Source organism: Microcoleus sp. A003_D6 (genome assembly GCF_036702825.1).
Taxonomy (GTDB): domain Bacteria; phylum Cyanobacteriota; class Cyanobacteriia; order Cyanobacteriales; family Microcoleaceae; genus Microcoleus.
The window spans coordinates 1-5,633 of sequence record NZ_JAUBWA010000224.1; the positions used below are offsets into that span (position 1 = coordinate 1).

Annotated in this window: 4 protein-coding genes; all 4 read left to right on the forward strand. The window is 45.9% G+C overall.

The genetic code is table 11. The features are described from left to right. The first annotated feature begins 231 nt into the window (after positions 1-231). The 4 genes from QUB70_RS31405 (at position 232) to QUB70_RS31420 (ending at position 5,446) form a co-directional block, all read left to right on the forward strand. A complete protein-coding gene (locus tag QUB70_RS31405; RefSeq protein ID WP_332985679.1) occupies positions 232-1,356 on the forward strand; it encodes a TauD/TfdA family dioxygenase in 1,125 nt (374 codons plus the stop codon). Between the two features lie 122 nt (positions 1,357-1,478). Then, entirely contained in the window at positions 1,479-2,351 is an 873-nt protein-coding gene (locus tag QUB70_RS31410; RefSeq protein ID WP_332985681.1) for a hypothetical protein, read from the forward strand. A 72-nt stretch (positions 2,352-2,423) separates the two neighbouring features. Then, complete coding sequence (locus QUB70_RS31415) at positions 2,424-3,320, forward strand: 2OG-Fe(II)-dependent halogenase WelO5 family protein (RefSeq protein ID WP_332985683.1); 897 nt, start codon at positions 2,424-2,426, stop codon at positions 3,318-3,320. Positions 3,321-3,376: 56 nt separating this feature from the next. Then, complete coding sequence (locus QUB70_RS31420; protein WP_332985684.1) at positions 3,377-5,446, forward strand: B12-binding domain-containing radical SAM protein; 2,070 nt, start codon at positions 3,377-3,379, stop codon at positions 5,444-5,446. The last annotated feature ends 187 nt before the right edge of the window (positions 5,447-5,633 follow it).

Genomic DNA, 5,633 nt, shown 5'->3' on the forward strand with positions numbered 1-5,633 from the left:
TTTTTACCCTACCAAAAATGTTAAGAATTAAGAAAGAATCACGGCGGTTAAAACCGCCCGTGTCGCTTACATCGAGCTGGCTCAAGCCGCTGAGTTTTCCGCTTTCCGAACATTTTTTATAATAGCCGTTGAAATCAACCTAATTGTTTAGCTCTCTCCCATCTAACTAACCCAGTGCCACCAAACTTACTACTGAGGGAAATCAATGAAGTTAAGTCCCGGAGAATTTAGATGCTAAATAAAAGCTTTTTAACAGTCGGAAGCAAACGCTTTCACTATATCTGGTTGCGCGATAATTGTTTTTGTCCTGAGTGTCGTCGTCCAAACACTTTACGGAAGGTTTATGATATCAGCGATCGCACCTCACCTCCGGAACCTTTGTCGGTAGAAGAACAGGATGGTGATTTAACAATTCTCTGGAACGAAGATCCTCCCCACCGCAGTACCTTTCAACTTTCTTGGCTGCTAAGTCATGCTTACGATCGCGAAACAGGACGTGGGAGCTTTCATCAAGAGTTTGAATCCATCGAGAAAGAAGAAATTCTTTGGGACAAAGCTTGGATCGAGAATCACTTGTCCGATTACTGTCATGAAGCTGATTCCTGTACATTTGAGACGTGGGCCAATCAACTTTTTACCCTGGGATTTACGGTACTTGAAAATATGTCGGCTGAGGACTTCGAGGTCTTTCTCTCAACCATCGGACCTATTTATCATACTGAGTTCGGAGCAATTTCGATGATGAGAGTAGACTTGAATACCAAACCAGTACCACATCCTGGCGATGTTCTTTTCCCACACAACGATTTTTCCTACAGGTGCTGTCCGCAACTGTTAACGTGCTTGCATATGGGGCAAAACGATGTGTTGGGTGGGGAATCGCTGTTAGTAGATGGCTTTCGTGTTGCCCGCGACTTTCGCCAGAACCATCCCAATTACTTTCAGATTTTAGCGGCGACCCCCATCCGCTTTGAGAAGTTCTATAAAGACTTTGGGTATCTCTACCGTCGGAAGCGGTACATCTTGGAACTAGACGAGCAAAATTGGGTGAAGAGAGTCAATTTTGGTCATGCCCATACCTGCGACTGGGATGTACCATTTGACGAAATGGAACTCTTCTACGAAGCGTTTTTTACCTTCCTTCGCTACTTAAAAAATCCGGCTTATTCACACTGTTTTCGCCTCAAGCCTCGAAACTGTCTACTATTAAATAACTCCAGAGTACTTCATGGCAGGCGAGCTTTCGACTCTAATTCAGGAATCCGAGACCTCAGAACAGCCTGGATTGACTGGGACTATTTCGTGGGAAAGCACAATTTTCATCAGTTTAAGCATTTTTATCCAGTAGCTCAGTAAGCTCCTATGCACAACGATAGTTGAAAAAGTGCTTTAACTTCAGAAATTCAGAGAAAGTCAGGTTAGAAAAAGTCAACAACTTGTTGATTAGGAAAATTTAGTTTAAAAAGATAGGGTTGGGAATGTCTGACGTTTTAAGTTCTACTCCATCAATTAAACTACAGGGAATTGTCCACCCTGACTCCTATTTCCAAATAGTGGAAAGAAACGAAATTGATTGGCAGCTTTGGATTGATGTTTTGCAGGGAAAAGTCGCTGGGGCAATCTTCCGAGGTGTTTTGAATCAGGAATTGCGTCAACAGATTTGTCACAATTTTTGGCGTAGTCTTACTTTAAAGCAGCAAGCCGATGGTCTACCTTCCTACTATGAAGCTTTCATCGGTTCTTCTGTGACTAAACCTCTAGAAGTTTACTTCGATGAAGTAGAACAAGTCCGCCAGGATGTCCAAGGGCTTTTTGCAAATACAGGTGATTTCTTCGAGTTTTTGCTCGGTGGAATTAGAAAGCGTCTAGCCGATCGAGGGTGTTTGCTTCGAGTTGCCCAACACGACGACGGACGTAAGGCAGGAGAATGTAAGATAAAATCCTGGGGAAGAAATTCAGGGACTTTCGTGCTGGAGCCACATGATGATGAGGGACCGTTTAGATCTCCTCACCTCCAGGGTTTTGAGATCGGGCAATTAGTAGGCAGAACTGTGGGCGTGAATATTTGCCTGGAAAATGGGGAGGGTGGGGATCTTCACTACTGGAATATTTCACCGAATGACCAAACCCGCGAAGCACTCGGCTTTAAATACGACAATATTGGATATCCTCTGGAAGCTCTAGCAGATTTTGACAAACTTGTCCTGTCTATTCGCGGTGGTGATATTTATCTATTTGATTCAACAAAAATTCATGCTGTCGGACAACTGACTAATGAGAAAGCTCAACGTTTAACTCTTTTATGGTTTATGGGATTTCGCGATCCGACAACCGTCATATATTGGGCTTAAACTTGCGTAGGTGAGAGGCAACTACGTCAGCTTTTCAATGGCAAAAATGTAATAAAGAAGGTAAATATAGAAATGTCTGATACTTTAAGTCCCACTCCATCAATTCAACTCCAGGGAATTGTCCACCCTGATTCCTATTTCCAAATCGTGGAAAGAAATGAAATTGATTGGCAGCTTTGGATTGAGGTTTTGCAGGGAAAAGTCGCAGGCGCAATGTTCCGAGGTGCTTTGAAGCAGGAATTTCGTCAACAAATTTGTCACAATTTCTGGCACAACCCTTCTTTACAGCAAAAATCCGATGGCAGTTTGTCCCTTGACTATCACTATAGTGCGATGTTGGGTCCTAATATAGGAATGACTGTCAGAGAACCACTGGAAGTTTACTTCGATCGGGTGGAGAAAACCAGCAAAGATGTTCAGGCACTTTTTGCCAATACAGGGGATTTTTTCCGGTTTTTGCTCGGTGGAATTAAAAAACATCTCAGCAATCAAGGGTTACACCTTCGACTTGCTGAATATAACGGACGTAAGGCGGCAGAATATAAGATGCGTTCCTGGGGAAATATAACAGAAGGTTTTGCTCTTGTTCCCCATGAAGATAATAGGCTATTGAGAAGTCCTCATATCAAGGACTTTGAAGTTGCTCAGTTGGTGAACGGTAGAGCCATAATAGGAGTTATTTGTCTGGAAAATAGTGCAGGTGGTGGTGACCTTCACTACTGGAATATTTCACCGAATGACCAAACCCGCGAAGTTCTCCGCTTTAAATACGACGGTGTTGGCTATACGCCGGAATCCCTGGCAGATTTTGACGAAATTGTCTTGCCCATTCGTAGTGGTGATATTTATCTATTTGATTCAACAAAAGTTCATGCTGTCGGACCTCTACCTAAAGAGGGAGGACAACGTTCAACTATTTCCTGGTTTATGGGATTTCTCGATCCGACAACTGCCATTTATTGGGCTTAAACTTGCGTATCTCAGAGCAGCAAGATAATTATTATTGAATTTAGAGGACAAAGCTCATGGTGCCCGCATACACAGGTATTAGCCGCCCAAACCCGAAACCGATCGATCTACTCTTTATCAACCTCAGCAACTGGCCCGGACGCCCAGTTTATCCTTACGCTTTTGTTCAGGTGTCGGCGCTTGCCCGTCGGGCGGGGTTATCGGTCGTCCGTTGGGACGGGCTGGGTTTGAACAGACAACAGCAGCTTGAGTGCATCGCGAAACTGGTCACCGACCACCAGCCCCGCGCCGTCGCTTTTACCATTCGGCAAGCCGACTCCACCATCTCGGATGACTACATAAGCTCCGATCCCAAAGGCAGCCCCAAGAACCCCTGGTTCCCGGTCGAAGACACCCACGCTGCCATTCGGCGGATTCGCGAGATGTCCGATGCCAAGATATTCGTAGGTGGATTTACCTTCACTGCCAACCCGGTGTCTGCTGCGGAGTATTTACAACCTGACTTTGGCATTATTGGCGAACCTGACGAATTTTTTCCGCACTTTCATGAAGTCCTCAATGGTCGTACCGAGGGCATATCCAACTTGCTCTATCGTGCCGACGGTCAATGGCGACAGAACCAGCGCGTATTCTGGGGCCCTTTTGACGATATTGAATATACCGAAGACATTATCGACGAAATCTTCCGTTTTCACGGCGAACGCGAACTCCGCAACACTCACCTGGCAGATGTTCCTGGACTGGGAACAGGCGATGATTCAGGGCGTTCTATTGCTATCGAAATCTCGCGCGGTTGCCCTTGCGCCTGTGCTTTTTGTTGCGAACCGAAGGTGAAAGGGCAAACTGTCCGGCTGCGAAATCTGGATGCGATCGAAGCAGAAATTCATAACCTGCTCAAGTACGGACTCCGCTATTATTGGTTTGTCTGTTCGGAGCTTAATTTCGCCAAGGAACACGTCTTGGCGTTGGCTGAACGGGTGATTCGCATCAACCAATCATTGCCGCGCCCCATCTTCTGGCGGTCTTATTTTTTACCCACACAATTCAATAAGGACGAACTGAGGCTGCTGCTGCGATCGGGGCTGTTACTCGAGCAAAACGGACCTTTTTCAGACTTGAGCGACCAAACCCTGAAGCAAATGCACGAACCCTATCGAGCCAGACACGCTCTTGAGCACATCAAAGATTTGATGGAACTCAATGAAGAGCCGGAGTTTAAGTACAGACGGATGCCCCGTTGGATTCTGTGGTCATGGCTGGGAAATCCCTACGCTACACTTGATTCTGTTCGCACGACGTTGGAGATATTCAGCAAGGAGAAACTCGATCTAAAGTACGATATCGCAGAAGGTTATCCTGCACTACGGGTCTATGAATGTCTTGACGGTGTTCCCGAGGAGGCAAAACGAGAAGCTATTATCGTAACCCAAGACGATAACACCCCCAAAACGCTCATTCATCCAGCTTTCTACTATAATCGCCAATTGGTAGAACATTTTGGAGGTATCGCAGAGGTACACGAGTTCCTGAATTATGCACAGGAGACGTTGCTCTCGCGGTACTACAGAGTGACGCGCAACTGGCGCTTCTTCGCCCGAAGCTTAGGTCTGTCAATGCTTCAGGAGGTCTTAGCACCAGTTAAGGATGCTGATTTAGAGGCAATCCAACTGCCCCCCTGGGTAGAACATCCCGACTTGGAAGCGCTAACCTCTACCCATTTGCGGGAACAAGCAAGTGTTTTATTTCTACAGAAAAACTCGGCACTAGAGCAGCTAATCAATACTAAGCAACTAACAAAAGAATCTCGCGATAAACAAGATGCAGGAAACGCAATCCTTGGGTTTATCCTACACGCGGCTTTCTGGGCCAGTCTCCACGAAATGGCAGTGGTCTTTGAGAAGCTTAAATTGCCTATCGACTCGGAGGGATATCCGCCAGCATCCCCATACCTCACCCTTTCTACATTGATGGGGTTCCACGCTAATGAAGCTTCGGTTCTTGAGGCTGTGAAGAAGGACTTCACACCCAAACAGCTTGCATTGTTTCGCTATTATCTCTATGCTATCAATGTTCGACTCGAACCAAAATACGCTTTTCTGGCACCGAAAGAAAGGGATGAGCAATAGGGGATACGTGGATTGATGTCGCTGACGGTGGTAGTCCGCTCCCATTTGTGGGACAGTCCTCACCATACATAGGATTTTCAAATACTTTCTACTTGACACTCCCCGCGCGATCGCGACGGGGATTCTTAAGACATTTCGGTCTTAATATCCCTATTACTAGGGTTTCCGGGCGCAATCCTTTTGCCAA

What these genes read in the sequence shown, in the direction of transcription:
- QUB70_RS31405 (WP_332985679.1), top strand. Translation starts at nt 232, where the DNA reads ATGCTAAATAAAAGCTTTTTAACAGTCGGAAGCAAACGCTTTCACTAT.
- QUB70_RS31410 (WP_332985681.1), top strand. Translation starts at nt 1,479, where the DNA reads ATGTCTGACGTTTTAAGTTCTACTCCATCAATTAAACTACAGGGAATT.
- QUB70_RS31415 (WP_332985683.1), top strand. Translation starts at nt 2,424, where the DNA reads ATGTCTGATACTTTAAGTCCCACTCCATCAATTCAACTCCAGGGAATT.
- QUB70_RS31420 (WP_332985684.1), top strand. Translation starts at nt 3,377, where the DNA reads ATGGTGCCCGCATACACAGGTATTAGCCGCCCAAACCCGAAACCGATC.